A 21,512-nucleotide genomic window follows, 5' to 3' on the forward strand; every position below is an offset into this window, starting at 1 on the left:
CCCGCCGTAACCGCATGACGGCGGACATGCTGTCCGGCGGCGGGTGGCGAGTATTCGCCCCTCGCTCTGAGGAGAGAGGCAAGTGCGCCTTGACAGTTCGGGATTGTCAAGGCGCACTTGCCTCATGACTCTTCCAGACCTGGACGAACTCATCGCGGAAGTGGACCGCACCTGCGACACCGCACACCGGCCCGGCAGCGGCACGGAGCAGCCCGACTGGCTCGCCCTGCTGACCGTGGCCGCGCAGCTCTCGGGCCAACTGCAGGCCCTGGCAGACGACTTGGTCGAGGACTACGTCGAACACTGCCGGATGCACGGCTGCTCGTGGACCGACATCGGCGCCGCCCTGGGCGTGACCCGGCAGGCGGTGCAGCAGCGCTTCCACGCCCCCCACAAGCGATACGCCCCCGACACGATGACCGACGACCTCCGCGAGGCGATGACCCACGTCAAGCGGGCCGCGGTGCAGCACCGCAACAACTACATAGGCACCGAGCACCTGTTGTGGGGCCTCACCGCGACGCCCAACAACGCCACCCGGCTCCTTGAGGCGTCCGGTGTCGCCCCCGATGCCGTACACCGTTCGGTCGAGGCCCACCTGAGCATGGGCGCCTCACAGGCCGCCGAACGGATCGCCTGGACTCCCTACTCCCGCAAGGCCATCGCCCTGGCGGAAGAACAAGCGGGCACCGCCCTCATCGACTGCGACCACCTGCTGACGGGCCTCGGCCGGGTCGGCCGCGGGGTGGCGGCGACGGTACTGACGGAGGCGGGCTTCAAGGTGGGGGCACTGGAGGAGGCGTAGGCGCAGCCATCCCTCTGCGTCGACTCCTCAAATGTGGGGATGGCTCCACAACTGGCTTGGCATGCTGGAGAGTTGGGCGCCGTTTTCCTAGCCTGGTGAGGACACCCGTACTGACCGCGGTCCCCGTCTTCGGAAGGTGACATTCGTGAAGTTCAGTTACGCAATGCTCCCCGACTACCCCCTCACAGAGTCACTGGACTCCATCAAACTCGCCGACGAACTCGGCTTCCACGCCTGCTACGCCGCCGACGAGACCTGGCACAAGGACCTATGGCTGCTCTTCGCCGCGGCCGCCGGCCGGACCAGCCGAATCCGCCTGGGCCCGAGCGTCTCCCCGGTCACACTCCGCGAACCGACCCTGATCGCCCAGGCCGTGGCCACCCTCGACGAACTCTCCGACGGCCGCGCGGAGGCCGTACTGTCCAGCGGCAACTTCGGGCTCCTGGCCCAGTACGGCATCGACTGGGCCCGCACCCGCCCGCTGTCCCGGGTCAAGGAAGCGCTGCATGTGGTGCGCACGCTGCTGGACGAGGGGACGATCTCGTACGACGGCGAATTCTTCTCGTACGAGGGCCTGTTCACCTTCGCGCGACCGGTCCAGAGCCGGGTGCCGCTGAAGCTCGGCGCGATGCGCGGGCCCAAGTCCTTCGAAGCGGCGGGCGAGTTGTCCGACGGCTGCCATCACGCGCTGAGCTACACCCGCGAGGCGTACGAGTACGCGGTGCGGCACATCCGGACCGGAGCGGAGCGCGCCGGCAAGGACTGGCAGTCCCTGGACATCGGCGCCTGGGTCGTCTTCGCCACCGGCCCCGACTCCGCCGCCGCCAAGGACGCGGCCCGCAGCATGGTCGGCATCTACGCCTCCTCGATGCCCGAGGAACAACTACGCCGCAACGGCGTCGACCCGACCGAACTCAAACCGATCATCGACGCCATCGCCTCCGGCGACCTGCCCCGCGGCATCGAACTGACCACCCCGGAGCTGGCCGAACGCCTCTCGATAGCGGGCACGCCCGAGGAATGCCGCGACAAAATCCAACGAGAAATCGCCCCCACCGGCGTCAACCACATGATCTGCGCCATCACCGACCGCACCCTGGTCAAGGCCTTCACAGGGCGCGACCTCCCGGAGGTGGCCGACGTGAACTCCCAGCTCCGCCTGATCCACGACGGGATCATGCCGGCGTTCGCGTGATCGGTCGGGGGTCTCCGACTGGCCGGGATCGGTACCGCGCAGAACGGCAAGCGTCGTGGCGAGGACCGGCCCGACGACTATTGCTGGGACAGCGCCTGGCTCACCTCGGCGCGGACCGGCCTGCGGCCACGCACCGCCCAGGCCCGGGCGGTGAACGCGATGGAACCGTCCGGCATCCTGGAGACAGCTGCGCTGAACACGTCACGCACCCGGTTCCGGTCCGCGGGGGCGAGGGTGGCCACGTAGCCCGGTGCAGGAAACCCATGCCCCCGGCGTGGTCCCACACATACGCCGCGACCAGGACGCCCGGTCGGACGCCCCTGACCATCTCGGCCACGGCGGGCTCGGAAAGGAAGTTCAGTGAGCCTTTTCCAACCTCCTGCCTCGGCTGAGCCGTTGGCCTGACAGGCGGATGAAGCCCCTGGTAGATGGGTTTCGACCAAGAGAACCGTCTGCACCAGAGGCTTCGCATGCTTGTCTACCCGTCCGGCGTCGACGTGTCCGGCTCTGCCCTCCGTTTCCTGGCGAGCCGTCTGAGGGAACGTCGGCGCGTTCTCGGCACCCGATGGCGGCGCCTGAGCGCGGGCCGACAGGCCTTGCTCACCCTCGTCTACCTCCGCAACGGCCAGCCCTATGCCCAACTCGCGGCCGGCTTCGGGATCGGCACCACTACCGTCTACCGGTACGTCACCGAGGCCGTCGAGCTCCTGGCCGCCCTCGCCCCCACGCTCGCCGAAGCCGTACGGGCCGCGTCGATGAAGGCGTATCTGATCCTGGACGGGACGCTGCTGCCGATCGACCGGATCGCCGCCGACCGTCCGTTCTACTCGGGCAAGCACAAGAAGCACGGCATGAACGTGCAGGTCATAGCCGACCCGAAGGGCCGTCTCCTGTGGGCTTCACCGGCCCTGGCCGGTGCCGTCCACGATGTCCGGGCCGCGCGCGAGCACGGCATCATTGACGCTCTCGCAGAGGCCGGCATCACCTGCTGGGCAGACAAGGGCTACCTGGGTGCGGGCGGCACAATCCGCCTTCCTTACCGCGGCCGATGGGACGGTCTCTCCACCGGTCAGCAGGCCGTCAATCGGTCGCATGCGAAGGTCCGGGCACTGGTCGAGCAAGCCATCGCCAGGCTCAAGTCCTGGCGGCTCCTGCGCAAGCTCCGCTGCTCGACGACCCGGATCACGAGCCTCGTCCAGGCCGTCCTCACCCTTCATCTGGCCAACTCAGCTTGAGGATGGAAGGGCTCAGTTGGTGGGCGAGGTGACGCAGGTGAGCGTTGGACAGATCGATCGCCGCCGAGAAGACGAGCACGGAAGTTCCCGGTACGTATGTGTGATCTCGGTGGGAAGCCGGTCCACCAGGACGCTTCGCCGCCGCGGTAACCGGGCCAACCCGCCGACAGCGCCGGCGGGTTGCGGGGCAGCGGCCGAGGCGCGCGAGCCCGTTGATAGCGTCCACACCCTTAGGTCCTGGCAAAGGGGGGTGCGATGGGCAACGTCGCGGGCGTGGGATTCGTCCTCATGGGCATCGGCGCGCTGATCTGCTTCGTTGATGCCGCTGGTCTCCAGAAGTTCCTGAAACTGCGGAATCTGAAACGGCGTGGAGTGCAGGGCGAGGCCGTCTCCACACTGCAGGAATGGATCAGCAGCGGACATCGCGTCTACTACGACATCCTTCTGCCCGGGAGGTCGCCCCAGAGCCGGCCGCCCCGGTTCATCGAGCTCGGTGTAGAGCCGCGCGGGCCGGTGGGCACCGTCGTGCCAGTGGTGTACGACCGTAGGAAGCCGAGCCGGGCCAGGACGGGAACGCTCGCGGACATCGCCGGCATCGATCAGTCCGAGGAACGGCTCTACGTGAAGCTGTTCTGGGTTCCTGGACTGACGTGCATTGCCGTGGGCGCGCTGCTCGCGATCATCTTCTACTGAGGTAGTTCACTGCACCGCAGCGCGAGGTTGGAAAAGGCTGAGTGCATGCCGGGGCGTTCAGGAGTCCGCGGTCATGTGCCCATAGGGCGGGTCCGTACCTGCATGCGCTCGCCATGGGCCTACTTCTGCAGGGGACGGGCTACGATCCCGCCATGCCGATCAAGGGTGGGGATCTGGCGCGTGCCTTCTGGGCTGTCGACCGCGTCCTCGGAGGACAGCAGCCTCCGACCAGGTCTCAGATGTTCGCAGCGAGGCGGCCGCTCGTCGTCTGGCTTGTGGCAGGGATCTTGTGGTGGGGCCTCTTCATCCTCCTCCTCGAGGGAGACGTTCTGCCCGCGCTGGGCATCGGCGTGCTGTTCGGCGGATTGTTGGCGATGTTCGCCCGGATCGAAAGGGGCCGCCAGCGCCGGCTCGTGCGCCTGGGAGTCTGGGACGGTGTCCACGCGTACCCGGTGGGCTGGACCCGCGCCATGGCCAAGCGGCGGATCCACGGCGAGAACCTACGGCCCCTGTGCGAGGTGTTGGCGTACTTCGCCGAGCACGACTTCGGGGACTCCGAATGGGAGGTCGTCGAGGCGGCCCTGCCGGAAACGGACATCGAGCGTGATGAGTGGTACAGCCACCGGCTGACCGGCCGACGCACGTTCACCCTGCGGATCGCAGCAGTGCCGGATTCGAGAGACGCCTTCGTCGAGATCTACGGGGTGTTGGGTGGCCGCGGAAAGTTCCTGATCGCGGGGGTGCTGCACGTGTTCGGCAAGTATCGCGTCAGCTGATCTTCCCGCGAGCCGGAATGGCGATGAGTTCGGTCAGACAGGCCATCTGCTGCAGCCCGCGGAATGGGGGCAACGCGTTCGGGAAGCCCGAACCTTCGTGCAGAGCGTGTTTCCCGTGCGCTGACCCACCAAGTCAGTGTGCCGCTCCAGTCGTCAACCTCTTTGTAAGCAGGGCTGTTTGGAAGGCCGTCCAGGTGGCAGGGCGGACGTGGAGGGACGGGCCGGTGGGGTTCTTCGAGTCGCGTATGGCGATGGTGGCGGGGATGTTGGTGGCTACTTCGACGCACTCGGCTTCGGGGTCGCTATAGGTGGACTTGCAGTAGTGGAATTCAGGCACGGTCACAGTTCCTTACGGAGCTTGTGGAGGAACAGCACGGACTCCCGTTGATCGAGGGAGCGTTCGGCGATCATCTCGAACAGCTCATCGTAGGCAGCAGCGCCCTCTCCGCCTTCCACCCACCGCTGAGTGAAGGGGGCCTCCACGTAGACGATGTCCATGGCTCCGGGCTCGGCGAACGAGATGATGTTGAACGAGCCGTTCAAGCCGAAGTGCGTGCCTGCACTGAACGGGAAGATCTGGAGACCGACGTTCGGCAAGTCGGCCATCTGCGCCAGGTGGTCGAGTTGCCTGCGCGCCTCTTCCGTTCCGCCGGGGAAGTTCCGGAGCACTGCCTCGTAGATCACAGTCCGCAGCGAGAGGAGTGGGTCCTCCGAGAGGCGCTGTTGCCGTGCGAGCCGTGCAGCGACGAACTCCTCGTCGGACTGCCTGTTCGTGGCCGCTGACGTGATGGGGTTGCTGCGCAGAGCCCGTACGTATTCGGCGGTTTGAAGCAGTCCAGGAACGAACGCGGGTTGCCACACCTTGATCGTCGTTGCGGCGCTCTCCAGAGTGACGTATTCCTGCATGACGCCGCGGATTGTGTAGTCGTCCCACCAGCCCTTGGCTTTACGACGCTCACGATCGACCTTCGCGAGCTCCAGGAGCCCTCCGACGGTACCGGGGTCGTGAACTCCGTACAGCTCGCACAGGGCACGGACATCCGGGTCGCGCATGGGTACCCAGCCGCGCTCCATTTTCGCGATCTTCGTGGTGGACGCCGTGAGGGCCCTGGCCGCGTGGGTCTGTGTCATACCAGCGGCGATGCGCAACTTGATGAGTTCACCGCCCAGTCGACGCCCCAGGACGGTGGAGGTGCTGTTGCCCTGCATCGACTGGCTCGCGGTCACGTTGGTGCTCCTCCTGGCGTTGTTGCGCCGTCAGTCTGGCGCGGTGCGTGTCAGCCAAGCAAACCTCAATCGGAGGAAATCCTCCAAGAGGAACTTGCGAGCAATGACGTACTACTCCTACCGTCGGTGACGAACTGATCGCAGAGTGGCGCCAGTTGGTGCATGGCGCAGCTCAATCCTGCCCGGAGGTGAGCGACATGGTCGCCCCCAAAGAGCCCGACGAGGCCCCACTCCAGTACGACCGCCTCGACTACACACCCCTCCCCAAGAGCGTCACCCTCGCCCGCCGCCGCGCCCACCGGCTGCTCATCGACTGGGGCCATCCCGAACTCGCTGCCGACACCGCCCTGTTGGTGTCCGAGTTGGGCGGGAACGCCGTACTGCACGGATGCCTGCGCGACCGGCTCTTCAGGGTGGAACTCGCCCTCACCGAGCGAGCCGTACGCGTCTCCGTCTCCGACCCGAAGGGCGAGGTGCAGCCGAGCCTTCGAGAGGCGACCGCGGACGACATGTTCGGGCGCGGGCTGCTGATCGTCAGGGAAGTCGCCGACCGGTGGGGCGTGTCCGAGCTGAAGGTCGGCAAGTCCGTATGGTGCGAGCTGGACGTGGTACGCCAGGCGGCCTCCACCCACTACCGTGAGCCCAGCGAATCCGGGCTCCATAGGAGGACGACGATGGCCGAACCGCTGAAGACCTTCGTCAATGGTGTCGAGGTCGAGGTGCCCAACAGCATCCCCGACATCCGCGCCGCTCTCCCGGAAGGGCGGCGCGAGGAGTTCGACCGCGCTGTGAACGAGGCCGGCGTGCATGACATCCACGCCGTCATGCGGCACTGGATGCTGGAGGCCGTGCCCGACCCGGAGGCCGACGCGCTGCTGGCGCGGCTCGCCGCGGATGAGGCCGAGAGGCGGGGCGTCGCTTGAGCTACCGCATCAGCTACGCGCCGCCCGCCGACGACACCCTGGCCAAGATGCGGAATGCCGAAGCGTTCAGGGACGCCATGGGGCGGACCATCGGCCGAGATCCGTACGGCCACGGATCGACCGCCGTCAGGGGCGAGCGAGACCGGCGGGAGGTGACCGTCCTCGGTGCCATCGTTCTCTACTACGTCTCGGGATCCGTGCTGACCGTGACCGTGGTCAGGCTCGTTCCTGGGCTGTGAGCGAGGGTCTCGGCTCCGAGGAGATCGGCGTCCGGCAGCGGCGTGCGGCGGCGGTGGAGCGGATGCGGCGGATGGTTGCTGAGGGGAGATCGACTTCTCGGTCATCGAGGTCAGCAAGGTCATGGAGGACGCCGGGACGGACGCCCGTGTTTCCCGACGTACGGCCGTCGCCCCGGACGTAAGCCGAGGCCACCGTACGTGTGAGGAGTGAGAATCGTTCTGCGAAGGTCTGGAAAGGAGAACGATCATGACCATGGCCGACTGGCTCACCGTCCTGACGACCACGGACGCCCCGGAGAAGGCGAACGCCCTCGCGAGGGGCGCGGTCGCGGCGCGTGTCGCCGCGTGCGCGCAGATCTCCGGGCCGGTGACGTCCGTATACCGGTGGAAGGGGGAGATCGAGACCGCGTCCGAGTGGCAGGTGCTGTTCAAGACGACGGACACGCGGTACGCGGAGCTGGAGGCGTATCTGCGCGAGGCGCACGACTACGACACGCCGGAGATCATCGCCACGCCGGTGGTGCGGGGGAGTGCGGCGTATCTGGAGTGGCTGGAGCAGGAGACGGCGGGGTGAGCCGTCTGCCCTTCTTCGTGTACGGGACGCTGCTGCCTGGCGAGCCCAACCACGATCTCTTCCTGCTCGGCCGCACCGTTTCCGAGGTGCCGGGGCGGTTGGTGGGGGCGGTGCTGTACGAGGGGCCCGGCTATCCGTACGCCGTGGAGGAAGCCGGGGGTGTGGTGTGCGGCGAGCTGATCACTTCCGTCCCCGAGCAGTACGGGCAACTCCTCCTCGCTCTCGACCGGTTGGAGGACTACGCGCCGGGTGACCCTCGCAACTTGTACGAGCGCGTGGCCCGCGACGTGACGCTTGGGGACGGCACGAGTGTCCAGGCCTGGGTGTACGTGGCTGCGCCTGCGGTGGCGGCTCGACTGCGGGCGCGCGGCAAGCTCATTGAGGGCGGGGACTGGCGGGGGCGGGGCTGTTGAGGTGCGGTGCGGTCAGCAGACTTTGCCCGGTCTGGCCGCCGTGGCTCGCAGCAGACCCCGGAGGAGTACGAAGCCGATCTTCTCCGGCGTGCGGAAGCGCAGGCAACCCTTGCCCATGTCATGGCCCGCCAGCCGCTCCGCAAAGGCTTCCCGGACGTCACTGCGCAGCAGATAGACGGAGATGTACTGCTTCTGACTCGCGAAGCTGATCTCCCCGATGCCGTCTCGCTCGTAGGCGGGCATCCCGTACGCCATCACCTCGGTGAATCCCCGCAGCTCTGCACGGCACAGCTCACGCAGCCGGGCGAGGGCCTCTTTGCGTTCGTCGGGCACCTCGGCGAGGTAGCCGCCCTCACCCTCCACCTGGCCTGCTCAAACTGAGTGCCTGTGAGAGATCACCGGGATCGGATAGGACCATGAAGAGCGGAGTACGCCTGAGTTGCGAGTCGGCGACGGACCGTTCGGAAGGGTGGATTCCGGGCGATCGTTGAGCCATGCCCGAACTTGCCGACAAGCAGCCCTCCGGCGTAGAGGGTGCCCTCACCGCAGGTTGTCTCCTGCTTCTCGTACTGGTGGCTGACGTGGCGGCCGGGCTGTTGGTCGTCATCGTGCTCGCCGTCCGGGGACTGGGCCGGATGGACGCCAGCTCCGGACAGACAGCGACCAGCGTGCCGCCCCTGGACTGGGCGCCAGTGCTGGGCTTCGGCGCTCTGGCCCTGGCGGTCGGTGTAACGGCCGTCGTGCTGCTGCGGATCGGACACCGAGTTATCGGGGCGGTGCAGCTGACGCTCTGCGTTTTCCTGGTAGTCCACACGCTGGGGTCCTGGCCCTGATCCAGATGTAGTCACAGCCATCGGAGGCGCATTGGAATACAGGGATCTGGCACAGGCACTGAGGTTGGAAAACGCTCAGTGAGAGTGCCGCGGAGACGTCCGCATGAGTGCCGTGCCCTGTGGCCCATCGGGCGGCTGGTCCACGCCTCGCAGAAGGTTCAGACCATGACCCACTACTTTGCCGACCCTATATCGCGGGGGGTAGCAGTTTCGATGAGCTGCTGCAGGTCCAGGACGAGCATGAGCGAGTACCTGCCCAAGGAAGCGAGACGCCCAAAGATTTCTCGGGCCAGCGCTTCCTGGCGGGCAAGGTCGGAACCGAAATCCCGGATGGTGAAGAGCGATTCGTATCGCTCGAAAGGGATTCCGTAATCTTCTTCGTACTCGTGTGAGAACTCCACTTCCACGGCAGCCTGCCCCAGGTTGGCGGCGTAGTCGATGTATTCGGAGCTGACGGGAGCGAGTTGGACACCGCAGGCGAAGGAGATGTCAGCCAACAACTGCTCCCGGGGGGTTCCGGGATGGATGAAGATGTAGTGGTATTGACTCATGTGACACCTCTAAGGCCAGCGGATGATGTAATCATCACCGATGATTCTGATGGATTTCATGCGGTCCGGCGGGTTGTTGCGAAGGAACTTGACCAATCCCTCCTGCGCGCCGCTCTCTCCGAGGCCGCTGCCTCGTGCATCGACCACGGCATTCTGCGCTTGCTTCTTTGCCGTGTTGAGAGTGTTCTTGACCGAGTTCGGCGAAGCGTCGGGTTGCAGGGTCTTGAATTCTGTGGGCACCCCGTCCACGAGTGAATCCGGCGTCTTCTGCCCCTCAGTCGTCGACTCCCTGAGCGCTTTCACGTTCTTGCCCTCCGACTGAAGGTGTTCAGCTATCCTCCGCTCCTTTGGGCTGAACGACTTCTCGGACTCATCGATAGAGCCACGCCCCTTTTGTGGCGAACCCTCCACTTCGCGTGGCTGAGATGAGTTCCCGCCCTCTCCGCCGCCTTGGGAGCCCTGCACCATGAGAGCGATGCCTGCCGTGCCCAGGGCGGCAGCCTGGGCCGCTTGTGCGGTGGCTGCTCCCGCGAGGACACCGCCTCCGGCAAGTGCGAGGCCGCCGGGCGGGAACAACATGATCAGGGCTGCGAGAGCCAGGATCGTGAGCGCGATGCCCGCATACAGTTCGAGGTTCTCCAGTGCGGCGAGGAGCATCGCCAGGGAGTCGGTGGGCTCGTCGTCGAGGGAGGTACCGCGGTAGTGGCTGATGAGCAGCAGGCCGATGGTGAGCGAGGCGCCGAGTGCGGTGGCGACGCGTAGCCGCAGAACGGCTTGGGGTTCGGCCAAGGGTTGCTCGGCGGTGGTGCGCCATGCGCGCAGCAGGAGTACGAGCTGGAAGAGGGTCCAGATCAGCGCGGCGATGCCGAACCACATCAGGAGGCGAGGGCCGTTGCCAGTGGTGAAGCGCTCCTGGAGGTCCTTGGTTGCGGTGAATGAGCCGAGGCCCAGGAAGATCAGGGACGGCAGCATCAACAGGAGGGAAATCAGCAGGAACGGCCAGCGGCGGCGCCAAGGGTGCCTGGGGCGAGCTGCCTTGAAGTGAGCGCGTATTCGGCCTGCGTTCCAGGCGCTCTCGTGGCTGGCGGCGTCCATACGACCCGCGGTGTCCATGACCGCCTGGTGGAGGGCCTCGAGCCGTTCCGGGCGGGTGCGTCCGGCGGCGTAGAGGAGAGCTCTGCGCAGGCGGGCGAAGCGGAGCGCGATCAGTGCCGTCCAGGGCACGCACCACATGCCGAACCCGGTCAGTGCCGTCATGCCCGTGGCACCGGCTCGCTCGGCGTCCAGGAGCACTCCGGGCATGGCCTGCTTGCTGCGCCGCAGCTGGCGGTAGTCGACGGCCATGGCGATGACCAGGCAGATCAGTGGCGCGTAGCCCACCATGTCGTCGGCCGTCCCGAGCAGGGAGTCCGCCCAGTCGGACGGGTGACGGTCACGTTGTCCGTTGTAGTTGACCAGCGCGTGGTGGCCGATCGCGTAGGCGATGGGCAGGAAGCCCAGCAGGCGGCGCCAGCCCTTACCCCGCAGCAGCAGCCCGGCACCCAACGCGCCGACGGCACCCCAGGCGAGGTGGAGGCTGGTGCCCAGACTGGCCTGGGTGAAGCTCAGGTCCAGACTGCCCAGCGAGGCCGGGAGCCATGTGGTCAACACCGTGGACCAGTCGGGGATGTACGTGGCTCCCCCCAGTCCGATGCCGCCGGAGAGCATCCATCCGCCGTCCGGCAGCGGGGTCGCTCGCTGGGCATCCAGGAGGTGGGAGAGCATCACCTCGAACAGTCCCAGTCCGGCGCCTGTCGCTGCTCCGAGGACGACGTAGTCGGCAAGACCCAGCTGGTAGCGGATCTTGAGGCTTAGCCCGGCCAGTAACAGCGGGGCCAACTTGGCGAGTTCCTCGACGACCGGCACCAAGGTGTAGGCGCCCTGTCCCATCGCTTCGCGCAGTGGCTGTCCGGCGTGTGACACGGCGGTGTGGGCGTATCCGAGCTCGATGAGAGCGGCGACCACTCCGCTGCCGTACGCGCCGACCGCGATGGTCAGCAGGACCGTCGACAGTCGTAGTGACCGCACCGGCGAGGCCAGCACCGTGAGCTGCAGCACCCCATATAAAGCGGCGGCAACCATGACGAACGACACACAAGCCCCCGCGGATCAGGCGTCATTGACGGAACGCATGAGGCTAGAGGGATCAACGAGGCAGGAGCAAGAGCCCATTGCCTCGAGTTCGCTCACGCCTAAAAAAGTCGTCCAGTCACCGCTCAGTTCTGTCGCGCCTCTCGGTCTACATCAACGAAAGGCACACCAACCCCCGTACGACAAACAGGAGTCAGAGCCATGACCGCGACCACGCCCCAGACCATCGCCCAGTCCTCCCCCTCCTCGACCCGGTCCCTCGCCACGTGGCCCGTATGGCTGGTCGGTGTCCTGGCCACCCTCGCCGGTGCTGTCGTGACCGAGGTGTTCGCGCTGATCGCTCGCGGCGCCGGCGTACCGATGGAGGCGGCAAGTCCCGGGGCCAAGGAGGCCGCGGAGATTCCGGTGGGCGGCTTTGCCGGGGGCGTGGTGTTCTGGTCGATCGCCGGGATCGTTCTCGCGGTGGTTCTCGCCCGCTGGGCCAAGCGGCCCGCCCGTACCTTCGTGGTGGTCACCGTCGCACTCACCGCGCTGTCCATGGCCGGCCCGGCCGCCGCCCCGCACACCGCCACGTCCACCCAGATCGTCCTGGCCGTGTCCCACGTGGTCGCCGCCGCCGTGATCATTCCTGTACTGGCCCGGCGCCTTGCCCGGCATCACCGGTGACGAGTGGACAGCGCCAACCACCTGTAGTCGCACCCTCGGTATCAGCCGAGGGTGCGACTACAGGTGGTTGGCGTAGGGGCGCATATGGGGCGGTCAATTAGCCTTCTTCTGCCCGGCCTTGATGAGCTGCTCCACGTCGAGGGCGACTTCGGCGCCGATTGTGGCAGGCAGCGTAACGGTCTCGCCGGGAGCGTGTACGCGATGGCTGTTGTAAGCACTCCCGGCCGGCTCGGTGAGTACGTGGAGGCGCTGGTGCTTGCGGTCGACTACGACGTAGACCGGCACCTTCGCCTCGGCATAAGCGGCGACCTTGGTCTTCAGGTCGTCGCGCCAGTTGCCGGAGGTCACCTCCAGGACGAGGCGGAAGCAGACCGGGTCGTAGGCGTTGTTCTCGACGAGGTGGTCTTCGATGTCGGAGTCCACCACCACGAGGTCGGGGATGGCATAGTCCTCGGCGCCGGTGGGCAGCCAGAGGCCGACGTTCTGGCCGACCTTAGTTTCCTCGCCATGCAGTCCAGCGGCGAGGAAGGGAACCATGAGGTCGGTGAGGACGAAGGCGTGCGGGGCATCCGGTGATGGGGTCACGAGGAGGTGGCCTCCGATGATCTCGACGCGGTAGCCCGGATGGCGCTCCATGATCTCGTCGGCGATGGCCGTGAGGGAGAACGGCTCATCATCGTCGAAGGGCTGCTCGACGGATGCAGCGGACATCGCGTGCCTCCTAGGGGCTGGTGTCGAGAGCATCATCGTAGGCAGGCCGCAGACGCTGTGTCCTGTTCCGGCCCGTTCACCCGAAAGTGATCATTCGGTCCGGTCCCCACCCCCGCCCCTTCCCGAAACTGGGGCTGCGCCCCGACTCTCGGCTCCTCCACGTGGGCGCGACAAGCCACCCACAAACCCGCAGCTCACGAACAACCGGCGGAAGCAATCCGGACCAACAGCACCCCCGGAGCCGTCGGCAACACCACCCGCAGCGCCCCCGACTCCCCGTCCCACTCCGCCGTACCGCCCAATCCCGACGCCGACGCCGACGGATGCAGAACCTCCACCCGTACGTCGTCCCGGCCCGCCAACTGCGGCAAGGACAACGTCTGTTCGGCGGCTTCCCCACCCCTCCGCCACACCGACAGATACACCGGCCCCGCAACCGACTCCGCCCCCGGCACCCGCACCCCCAACGCCACCCACTCATCAGCCCACCCCGGCAACCCGAGCGGCCAGAACGGCACCCCCGCCCGCAGGTCACCCCGGATCGACTTGTACGTCGCCACAGCGTCCCGTACCAACGACAGCTGCCCCGGCGACATCCGATCAAGATGCCCCGACAGATGCACCCGCCCCAGCAGCGCCGTCCCCAGCGTGAAGTTGATCTCGTCATCCGAGAACTCGGGCTGCGGATACGCCCACACCGCCCCCTGCTCCGGCGGCACAGCCGTCGGCGCCGCGGCAGCGATCGGCGGATAGCGGAGCGGATCCTGCTGGTCCGACGTGGACTGCACCTGCGCGACGGCCAGGGAAGCGCCGTCCATGCGCATACCGCCGGACCCGCAGTTCTCGATCACCAGCGAGGGATGGCGGTCTAGGACCGACGACAGCCACGACAGCCACGCCCGCGTATGCGAGAGCAGCCCCGGCACGGACGTGGTGATGTTGTAGTCCAGCTTCAGGTAGCCCACACCCCACTCACCCACGATCCGGTCCACCGCCTCGTCGAGGTGGGCGCGAGCCGCCGGATGCGTCAGGTCCAGTTGGTGGCGGCCCTGTTCGGTGACCCGGATACCGCCCTCGTGGCGCAGGAACGCGGCATCCGGCAGTTCGCGCGCGACGGTGCTGCGGACGCCCACGACCTCCGGCTCCAGCCACAGCCCCGGCACCATCCCGCGTGAGCGGATACGGTCGAGCACTGCCCCGAGCCCTCCGCCGGGGAAGCGCCCGGAGGACGGCAGCCAGGCGCCGACGCTGTCCCACCAGCCCGCCGCGTCATCGTCGTACCAGCCGGTGTCGATACAGAAGTACTCCGCCCCGGCCGAGGCCGCCGCGTCGATCAGCGGCAGGAGCTTCTCGGTGGTCGGGTCGCCCATCAACGTGTTCATGTAGTCGTTGAAGATGACGGGGAGCCGCTCGTGGTCGGGGTGCGGGCGGCGGACGAGACGGCGGTACGTCGTCAGCGCGGCCAGCGCTCCGTCGAAGCAGGTGCCGAGGGCCAGTGCCGCCCACTCGCTGCCGAACTCCCCGCCCGGCTCAAGGACTTCACGCCAGCCGTGCTCGTCCGAGGTCGGCCCGCCGAGCGTCAGATACGTGTGCCCACCGGCTTCCCCCGCCTCCCAGGACCAGCTCGCCGCGGACTCGATCTGCCACAGCCAACTGCGTTCGTCCGTACGGTGGTTGAGGGCGCCCATCGCCAGGTGTCCGTCGGTGGGCCAGCTGCCCCGCCCGGCCAGGCGTACCGCGGCCCGGCTGTCGTGTTCGTGGACGTCCCGGCCGATGTCGGGCACGGACGCCCTCAGCGGCTCGGTGTACCAACGGCATTCGGCGAGCCAGTCGTTGCGCGCGCGGAACACGAGCAGGTCGTCGGGGGAGGGCAGGGCGCCCAGCAGCAGACTGCTGACCGAGCGCAGGGTGACCGGCGCGGAGCCGTCGTTGCGGAGCCGTACCCGGGAGCGCAGCACCGGCACCCCGTCGGGCGAGGCGTACTCCGCGAAGACCACCAACTCGCTTGCCGGATCGTGGAGTTCGACGGTCAGGCGGTGCCAGCCGTCGTCGTACGTGGCGACGTGCGCCCGGTACCTCAGTCGCGGCCCCAGCGCTGTCCCGGTGAACCGCGGCCCCGAGAACCCCGTACCCTCACCGGCCAGCACCAGATCGACCAGCGGCAACGCGGCGCGGACCTCGGCATCCTCGTCCTTCGGTTCCGGATCGCCCGGCCGCCCCACCCGGAGCAGCCGAGCCGAGTCCCCGCCGACACCGGCGGCCCAAGCGGCCCCGCTGGGCCCGCCGGTGTCACCCACCTCACCGGACCCGCCGAAGTCGAAGTCGACCGCGAGCTCCGAATGCCCCCAGCGATAGTGCCGTACGCCGTTGCCGTGGTCCTGCGTCACCCGATCTCCCCGCGATAGCCCTGATGACTCATGTCCTGATGCCGTGATGCCGTGATCTTCAAGTCACCAAGTCAACCGTTACCCCTGCCACCCGGCCCCGAACTCTCCCGCACGATCAACTCCGGCTCCGCACAAGGCTCCTGCCCAGGAGCCGACGGATCCAGCAGGCGGTGCAGCAGACCGAAACACGTACGCCCGAGCCCCTCGAAGTCCAGCCGTACCGTGGTCAGAGCCGGAGCGAGATACGCGGACGCGGGCGTGTCGTCGAAGCCCACGACGCTCAACTCGTCCGGCACCCGGCGCCCCGCCTCCCGTGCCGCCCGCAGCATCCCGAGCGCCAGGTCGTCGTTGCCGCACAGTACGGCGGTGGTGTCGGGGTGGTGTTCCAGCAGCCCGCGCGCTGCCAGGTAACCGGAGCGCGGCGTCCAGCCGCCCTCGACCGGCGTGGGGGCCTCGACTCCCGCTTCCCGCAGGGCGTCCAGCCAGCCCTCCGTCCGCTGTGCGGTGTGTGCCGTGGACGACGGGAGCGCGAGGCAGTGCACGGTCGGATGGCCGAGGCCGAGCAGATGGCGGGTGGCGCGGGTGGCGGCGAGGCGGTCGTCGAGCCATACGTGCCGGGGGTCCGGGTCGTCGCCCGGTGGCCGCTCGACCAGCGCCGTCACCGGTACGTCCGGGGGCAGCAGCTCCAGCGCCCGGGCGCCCGCCGCGTCGAAGGCGATGACGATCACGGGCTCGCCCGGGCGGACCAGCCGGGCCCGCAACTCCTCGGCGTCCAGGGCCGCGTGCCGGTCGAGCACGCTGATCGAGACCGCGAACCCCGCCGTGCGCGCGGCCTCCTCGATGCCGCGCAGCGCCGCCGCGTTGCCGTACAGGGAGGTGTCGGAGGTGAGCACGGTCAGCGAGCGGACCGCCTTGCCTGCGAGTTCGCGCGCGGCCCGGTTGGGCCGGTAGCCGAGTTCGCCTATCGCGGCCTGTACCCGTCGGCGGGTGGCTTCGGCGACGCGTTCGTTGCCGTTGATGACGCGCGAGACGGTCTGGTGGGAGACGCCGGCCGCGCGGGCGACGTCCCGGATGGTCGGCTCCTGAACGCTCCTCATGTGAACGGTCACTCCAGGCTAGTCCTGCTACAGGTGTTGACAGATGGTACGGCGGCGGGAGAATCATGCGCTGAATGTGACCGTTCACACAAGAGTCCAGGAGCCGGTGGATGAGTCGGAGAACGCGCACCAGACGATGGACCACAGCGGTCCTCACGCTCGCACTGATGGGAGGGGCCATATCGGCGGCCCAGATGTCCGCGGCCCAGACGTCCACGGCCCGAGGGGCGGAACGTGCGGCGGCGCCCCGCCTCTCCGTCGACCTCGCCGCCTCCGAGGGTCCGGTGATGCTCGGTGCGAACGGCGCGCTGTACGGGCTCAGCGACGACGGCGTACCCAGTGATGCCGCGCTGGAGCCCCTGAAGATCACCAGCATCTCGCAGAAGCCGGAGGGCGGTGCCCAGCACCCCAACGGTGACGCGATCACCGTCTCCAAGTCGTTCTTCCGCAACGGCGGCGGCGAGATCAACGTGATGATGCAGGACGTCTACACCAAGTGGCCGTACGAGGACCTCGGCATCGACGACTACCTCCCCAAGGTCGACAAGATCGTCAAGGAGGTGTCGGCCGCCCCGAACAGCGACCGCTTCGTCTACATCCCGTTCAACGAGCCCGACCAGATCTGGTACAACCTCGGCACCTCCGACCAGGCGCAGTACGAGGCCAACCGCGACCGGTTCTTCAAGGACTGGAAGACGGTGTACGAGCGGATCCGCGCGATCGACCCCGACGCCGTGATCGCCGGCCCGAACGAATCCGCGTACCACACACGCCTGTTGACCGACTTCCTCACCTTCGCGAAGCGCGAGAACGTCCTGCCCCAGATCATGACCTGGCACGAGCTGGACTCCGGCTCGCTGCGGGACTTCCAGGGGCACTACGACACCTACCGCTCGATCGAGAAGAACCTCGGCATCGCACCGCTGAAGATCAACATCGATGAGTACGCCAACCGTCGCGATCTGTCCGTGCCGGGGCAGCTCGTGCAGTGGGTGTCGATGTTCGAGCGGAACAAGGTGTACGCCAACCAGGCCTACTGGGACGCCGCCGGCAACATGGACGGCAATGTCGTACGTACGAACATCCCCAACGGCGGCTGGTGGCTCTTCCGCTGGTACGCGGGCCTGACCGGCAACACCGTCAAGGTGACCCCGCCGCAGGCCAACACCATCGACACGCTCCAGGGCCTCGCCTCGTACGACAAGAAGCGCCGGCAGGCGCAGGTGGTGCTCGGCGGCGCGGCGGGCGACGCGGACGTCGTCGTCAAGAGCGTCGACCGCAAGGTCTTCGGGTCCTCGGTCACCGCGACCGTGGCGGAGGCGGCCTGGTCCGGGTACGAGGGCGCGCACGCGGCGCCTCAGGTGCTCAAGCGCGTGAAGCTGAAGGTGGCGAAGGACGGCACGGTCACCGTTCCGCTCACCGGCATGCGGAAGATGTCGGCGTACCGCGTCGTCCTCAACCCGGCCGGCTCCGGCACGCCCGCCACGCCGTCCGTCCCCTGGTCGGCGTCGTACGAGGCGGAGGACGCGGCGATCACCGGCGGGCAGGTCTACACCCAGGGCACGGTGTCCAACGCCAACGGGTACGCCGCCTCCGGCACCAAGGACGTCGGCTCGCTCAACACCGCCTCCAGCAAGGTGGACTTCACGGTATCGGTGCCGCGCACGGGGACGTACGACCTGGGGATCCTGTACGGCAACCAGAGCGGGACGCCCGCCACGCAGAAGCTCCTGGTGGACGGCGCCGCTGCCACGACGGTGACGTACCCCTCGACGGAGAACTGGACGTACCGGGGCCTGCAGACGGTCCCCGTCTCCCTCACGGCGGGCAGCCACACGCTGACGCTGGCCAAGGGCAACACGGAGGTGACGCTGGACCGCGTCGACCTGACGGCGAGCACCACGCCGTCGGCGCAGTACGAGGCGACGCTCGCGGACGTGTCGGGCAAGCCTGCGTACGACTACGGGAGTTCGGCCGGCACCGGGACGGGCACCCTGCGGCTCGGCTCCGGCGACAAGGCGGTCCACGACGTGTACGCGCCGCGTGACGGCTACTACACGCTGACCTCGCGGGCCTCGGCGGCCGTGAAGCTGTCCCTGCACGGGCAGACGGTGACGGCACCGCCCGGCAAGGCGCTCCGGCTGTACCTGGTCGCGGGCAACAACCGTGTGACGGCGACCGGTTCGGGCGTCGGACTGCGCTCGCTGGACGTGTCGGGGGCGGGCTCGTCCTCGGGCACGCTCGGGTACGAGGGCGCCGACGCGACCCTGGCCGGGGGAGCACGGCTGGAGTCCTCGTCCTACGCCTCGGCGGGCTCGTACATCGGCTGGCTCGGCAACTCGGCTGCCAGCACAGCCCAGTTCAAGGTCGACGCGCCCAAGGCGGGCCGCTACATGCTGGTCGTCTCGTACGCCAACAACGACCGCCGCGACAACGGCCACTCGTACAACACCGACATCATGTCCCGCACGGCGGACATCACGGTCGGCGGCACGACCAGGAAGGTGACCTTCAAGAACACGTGGGGCTGGGACGACTACTGGACGCTTGGCGTCCCGGTCGACCTGGCGAAGGGCGAGAACACGGTGACGTTCGGCAATGCCACCGCGTGGGCGCCGAACATCGACAGGGTCGAACTGGCGCCAGTGCTGGGCTAGTTGGGCCGGTTTGAAGCTGCGGGTGCGTTGTGGCTGGTCGCGCCCGCGCGGCGGAGCCGCAAATCGACACAGCCCCGCGCCCCTGACGGGGCGAGGAACCGCTTAGCCAGCGAGTTCAACGCGTACCGCGCACGCCTTGAACTCCGGCATGCGGGAGGTCGGGTCGAGGGCCGGGTTGGTCAGTGTGTTGGCCCGGCCCTCGCCCGGCCAGTGGAAGGGCATGAAGACCGTGTCGGGGCGGATGGAGGTGGTGATCCGCGCGGGCGCGGTCGCGCGACCGCGCCGCGACACGACGGCCAGGGGGTCGCCCTCCTTCGCCCCGAGCCGCTCGGCGAGCCTCGGGTGCAGCTCCACGAAGGGGCCGGGGGCGGCGGCGTTCAGCTCGTCCACCCGACGCGTCTGGGCGCCGGACTGGTACTGCGAGACGACCCGCCCGGTGGTCAGCAGCACCGGGTACTCGGCGTCGGGCTCCTCGGCGAGCGGCCGATGAGTCACGGCGACGAAGCGGGCACGGCCGTCGGGTGTGGCGAAACGGTCGAGGAAGAGGCGGGGGGTGCCGGGGTGGTCGCCCGACGCGGCGACAGCCGTGGCTCCGCCCGGCCGGGCGTCCGGCGCGGCGGCGGCCGTGGCCATGGGCTCGGCCTCGCCCGCAGGATCGTCCGGCAGTACGTCGAGCGCGGAGTCCTCGCAGTCCTCCGAGCCCTCAACACTCTCCGCGGGGTCGGGTGCCGGGCACGGCCAGAAGACCCCGTTCTCCTCGATGAGCCGACGGTACGTGATCCCCGAGTAGTCGGCGGGACCGCCCGCGCTCGCCCGGCGCAGCTCCTCGAAGATCTCCTCCGGGTCCGTGGGGAAGCCCTTCTCCACGCCCAGGCGGGCAGCCAGTTCGTGCATCACGTGCAGGTCGCTGCGTACGCCCTCGGGCGGCGTGATCGCCTGCTTGCGGAGCAGCACGCGGCCCTCCAGGTTGGTCATCGTGCCGGTCTCCTCGGCCCACTGGGTGACCGGGAGGACGACGTCCGCCAGGGCCGCCGTCTCCGACAGGACCACGTCCGCGACCGCCAGGAAGTCCAGGGACTTGATGCGTTCCTCGATGTGCGCGGCGCGCGGCGCCGACACCACCGGGTTCGAGGCCATCAGCAGCAGTGCGCGGATGTCCGTACCGAGGGCGTCGAGGAGCTCGTACGCGCTGCGGCCCGGGCCCGGCAGTGAGTCCGGGTCCACGCCCCAGACCTCGGCCACATGGCGGCGGGCCGCCGGGTCGTCGAGCTTGCGGTAGCCGGGCAACTGGTCGGCCTTCTGGCCGTGTTCACGGCCGCCCTGCCCGTTGCCCTGCCCGGTCAGACAGCCGTAGCCGGACAGCGGACGCCCGGCGCGGCCCGTCGCCAGGCACAGGTTGATCCACGCGCCCACCGTGTCCGTACCCTTCGACTGCTGCTCGGGCCCGCGCGCGGTGAGCACCATCGCGGACTCCGGCTCGCAGAACAGCTGTACCGTCTCCCGGAGTTCGGGCACGGACACGCCCGTGATCCGCTCCACCAGCTCCGGCCAGTGCGCCATCGCCGCGGCCCGCGCCTCCTCCCAGCCGCTCGTACGCTCCTGGATGTACGCCTCGTCCGTACGCCCCTCCGCCACGACCAGGTGCAGCAGGCCGAGTGCGAGGGCGAGATCCGTACCGGGGCGGGGGGCGAGGTGCAGGTCCGCCTGCTCGGCGGTCCGGGTGCGGCGCGGGTCGATGACGATCAGCTTGCCGCCGTTGGCCTTGAGCTCGGTGAGATAGCGCAGCGCGGGCGGCATCGTCTCGGCGAGATTCGAGCCGACGAGGATGACGCAGCCGGTCTTCGGGATGTCCTCCAGCGGGAACGGCAGCCCCCGGTCCAGGCCGAACGCCTTGATCCCGCCGGCCGCCGCGGACGACATGCAGAAACGTCCGTTGTAGTCGATCTGCGAGGTGCCGAGCACGACGCGGGCGAACTTCCCGAGCGTGTACGCCTTCTCGTTGGTCAGCCCGCCGCCGCCGAAGACCCCGCACGCGTCCGGGCCATGCTCCGTACGCGTGCGGGACAAGGCGTCGGCGATCCGGCCGAGCGCTTCTTCCCAGGTGGCGGGCTCCAGAACACCGGCGTTCCGGACGAGCGGGGTCGTCAGGCGGATGCTCGATGACAGCACCGCGGGCGCGGTCCGGCCCTTGCCGCACAGCGCGCCGCGGTTCACCGGGAAGTCCGGGCGCTCGACCACCGCGACGCCACCGTCCTGCTCGGGCGTGAGATTCATTCCGCACTGCAAGGCGCAGTACGGGCAGTGGGTGGGCGTCACGGAGGTCTGCATACCGTCCAGCGTGCGTCGCACGTGTTACGCACCGCAACGCGTCCCGTTACACGGCAGGCACGGGGACCTCCC

Annotated in this window: 22 protein-coding genes and 1 pseudogene; 13 read left to right on the forward strand and 10 right to left on the reverse strand. The window is 68.3% G+C overall.

The window, feature by feature from the left end:
* Nucleotides 1–124: 124 nt before the first annotated feature.
* Together OP79_RS16155 and OP79_RS16160 are read left to right on the forward strand one after the other, a co-directional pair.
* Nucleotides 125–805 (forward strand): Clp protease N-terminal domain-containing protein, encoded by a 681-nt coding sequence (locus OP79_RS16155; protein WP_245685343.1) that lies wholly within the window; start codon nt 125–127, stop codon nt 803–805.
* 145 nt (nt 806–950) lie between these two features.
* Nucleotides 951–2,000: an LLM class flavin-dependent oxidoreductase gene (locus tag OP79_RS16160; RefSeq protein WP_033320895.1), complete on the forward strand. Its 1,050-nt coding sequence runs from the start codon at nt 951–953 to the stop codon at nt 1,998–2,000.
* 77 nt (nt 2,001–2,077) lie between these two features.
* On the opposite strand, the gene OP79_RS58270 is transcribed toward OP79_RS16160, so the two are convergent.
* The gene (locus tag OP79_RS58270; protein ID WP_211270805.1) at nt 2,078–2,242 is read right to left on the reverse strand and encodes a hypothetical protein; all 165 of its coding nucleotides are present in this window, start codon (nt 2,240–2,242) and stop codon (nt 2,078–2,080) included.
* 228 nt (nt 2,243–2,470) lie between these two features.
* On the opposite strand from OP79_RS58270, the gene OP79_RS16165 reads away from it, so the two are divergent.
* The 3 genes from OP79_RS16165 to OP79_RS50435 all read left to right on the forward strand — a co-directional run bounded on the left by OP79_RS16165 (nt 2,471) and on the right by OP79_RS50435 (nt 4,704).
* Nucleotides 2,471–3,235, forward strand: coding sequence for an IS5 family transposase (locus OP79_RS16165; RefSeq protein WP_033320945.1), 765 nt, complete (start codon nt 2,471–2,473; stop codon nt 3,233–3,235).
* A 255-nt stretch (nt 3,236–3,490) separates the two neighbouring features.
* On the forward strand, nt 3,491–3,928 hold the full coding sequence (locus OP79_RS16170) for a hypothetical protein (RefSeq protein WP_033320896.1): 438 nt from the start codon (nt 3,491–3,493) through the stop codon (nt 3,926–3,928).
* A 152-nt stretch (nt 3,929–4,080) separates the two neighbouring features.
* Nucleotides 4,081–4,704 carry a hypothetical protein gene (locus OP79_RS50435; RefSeq protein WP_051744694.1) on the forward strand — a complete coding sequence of 208 codons (624 nt, stop codon included), beginning with the start codon at nt 4,081–4,083 and terminating at the stop codon, nt 4,702–4,704.
* A gap of 133 nt (nt 4,705–4,837) precedes the next feature.
* Here OP79_RS50435 and OP79_RS51720 read toward each other — a convergent pair whose 3' ends face one another.
* Nucleotides 4,838–5,047, reverse strand: a complete 210-nt coding sequence (locus tag OP79_RS51720; protein ID WP_342669523.1) for a DUF397 domain-containing protein — start codon at nt 5,045–5,047, stop codon at nt 4,838–4,840.
* Complete coding sequence (locus OP79_RS16185) at nt 5,044–5,931, reverse strand: helix-turn-helix domain-containing protein (protein ID WP_245685344.1); 888 nt, start codon at nt 5,929–5,931, stop codon at nt 5,044–5,046. The genes OP79_RS51720 and OP79_RS16185 overlap by 4 nt, the downstream gene beginning before the upstream one ends.
* A 197-nt stretch (nt 5,932–6,128) precedes the next feature.
* Between OP79_RS16185 and OP79_RS51725 the strand changes: the two are divergent.
* The 5 genes and pseudogenes from OP79_RS51725 to OP79_RS16210 form a co-directional block, all read left to right on the forward strand.
* A pseudogene (locus tag OP79_RS51725) lies at nt 6,129–6,506 on the forward strand (ATP-binding protein); the annotation flags it as partial.
* A gap of 99 nt (nt 6,507–6,605) precedes the next feature.
* The gene (locus OP79_RS16195) at nt 6,606–6,854 is read left to right on the forward strand and encodes a hypothetical protein (protein ID WP_078491826.1); all 249 of its coding nucleotides are present in this window, start codon (nt 6,606–6,608) and stop codon (nt 6,852–6,854) included.
* Nucleotides 6,851–7,093 carry a hypothetical protein gene (locus OP79_RS16200; protein ID WP_033320897.1) on the forward strand — a complete coding sequence of 81 codons (243 nt, stop codon included), beginning with the start codon at nt 6,851–6,853 and terminating at the stop codon, nt 7,091–7,093. Before OP79_RS16195 ends, OP79_RS16200 begins: the two co-directional genes overlap by 4 nt.
* Before the next feature lie 247 nt (nt 7,094–7,340).
* Nucleotides 7,341–7,667: a divalent-cation tolerance protein CutA gene (gene cutA / locus OP79_RS16205; RefSeq protein ID WP_211270806.1), complete on the forward strand. Its 327-nt coding sequence runs from the start codon at nt 7,341–7,343 to the stop codon at nt 7,665–7,667.
* Complete coding sequence (locus OP79_RS16210; protein WP_033320898.1) at nt 7,664–8,080, forward strand: gamma-glutamylcyclotransferase family protein; 417 nt, start codon at nt 7,664–7,666, stop codon at nt 8,078–8,080. The genes cutA and OP79_RS16210 overlap by 4 nt, the downstream gene beginning before the upstream one ends.
* A gap of 12 nt (nt 8,081–8,092) precedes the next feature.
* Here OP79_RS16210 and OP79_RS16215 read toward each other — a convergent pair whose 3' ends face one another.
* On the reverse strand, nt 8,093–8,443 hold the full coding sequence (locus tag OP79_RS16215; protein ID WP_033320899.1) for an iron chaperone: 351 nt from the start codon (nt 8,441–8,443) through the stop codon (nt 8,093–8,095).
* A gap of 131 nt (nt 8,444–8,574) precedes the next feature.
* On the opposite strand from OP79_RS16215, the gene OP79_RS16220 reads away from it, so the two are divergent.
* A complete protein-coding gene (locus OP79_RS16220; protein WP_033320900.1) occupies nt 8,575–8,913 on the forward strand; it encodes a hypothetical protein in 339 nt (112 codons plus the stop codon).
* A 173-nt stretch (nt 8,914–9,086) separates the two neighbouring features.
* Here OP79_RS16220 and OP79_RS16225 read toward each other — a convergent pair whose 3' ends face one another.
* The gene (locus OP79_RS16225; protein WP_033320901.1) at nt 9,087–9,464 is read right to left on the reverse strand and encodes a hypothetical protein; all 378 of its coding nucleotides are present in this window, start codon (nt 9,462–9,464) and stop codon (nt 9,087–9,089) included.
* Nucleotides 9,465–9,473: 9 nt separating this feature from the next.
* Nucleotides 9,474–11,597: a CdiA C-terminal domain-containing protein gene (locus OP79_RS57025; protein ID WP_245685345.1), complete on the reverse strand. Its 2,124-nt coding sequence runs from the start codon at nt 11,595–11,597 to the stop codon at nt 9,474–9,476.
* 198 nt (nt 11,598–11,795) lie between these two features.
* Here OP79_RS57025 and OP79_RS16235 point away from each other — a divergent pair, with 198 nt between their 5' ends.
* Nucleotides 11,796–12,260, forward strand: a complete 465-nt coding sequence (locus OP79_RS16235) for a DUF6069 family protein (RefSeq protein ID WP_033320902.1) — start codon at nt 11,796–11,798, stop codon at nt 12,258–12,260.
* 93 nt (nt 12,261–12,353) lie between these two features.
* Here OP79_RS16235 and OP79_RS16240 read toward each other — a convergent pair whose 3' ends face one another.
* The 3 genes from OP79_RS16240 to OP79_RS16250 all read right to left on the reverse strand — a co-directional run bounded on the left by OP79_RS16240 (nt 12,354) and on the right by OP79_RS16250 (nt 16,455).
* Entirely contained in the window at nt 12,354–12,971 is a 618-nt protein-coding gene (locus OP79_RS16240) for a Uma2 family endonuclease (RefSeq protein WP_033320903.1), read from the reverse strand.
* Between the two features lie 194 nt (nt 12,972–13,165).
* Complete coding sequence (locus OP79_RS16245; protein WP_078491818.1) at nt 13,166–15,358, reverse strand: glycoside hydrolase family 36 protein; 2,193 nt, start codon at nt 15,356–15,358, stop codon at nt 13,166–13,168.
* 71 nt (nt 15,359–15,429) lie between these two features.
* Nucleotides 15,430–16,455: a LacI family DNA-binding transcriptional regulator gene (locus OP79_RS16250; RefSeq protein ID WP_033320904.1), complete on the reverse strand. Its 1,026-nt coding sequence runs from the start codon at nt 16,453–16,455 to the stop codon at nt 15,430–15,432.
* 167 nt (nt 16,456–16,622) lie between these two features.
* Here OP79_RS16250 and OP79_RS16255 point away from each other — a divergent pair, with 167 nt between their 5' ends.
* Entirely contained in the window at nt 16,623–19,112 is a 2,490-nt protein-coding gene (locus OP79_RS16255; protein WP_211270807.1) for a CBM35 domain-containing protein, read from the forward strand.
* A gap of 102 nt (nt 19,113–19,214) precedes the next feature.
* Here OP79_RS16255 and OP79_RS16260 read toward each other — a convergent pair whose 3' ends face one another.
* Nucleotides 19,215–21,440 carry a molybdopterin oxidoreductase family protein gene (locus OP79_RS16260; RefSeq protein WP_033320906.1) on the reverse strand — a complete coding sequence of 742 codons (2,226 nt, stop codon included), beginning with the start codon at nt 21,438–21,440 and terminating at the stop codon, nt 19,215–19,217.
* Between the last annotated feature and the right edge of the window lie 72 nt (nt 21,441–21,512).

Source organism: Streptomyces yerevanensis, assembly GCF_000716805.1.
GTDB lineage: Bacteria > Actinomycetota > Actinomycetes > Streptomycetales > Streptomycetaceae > Streptomyces > Streptomyces flaveus.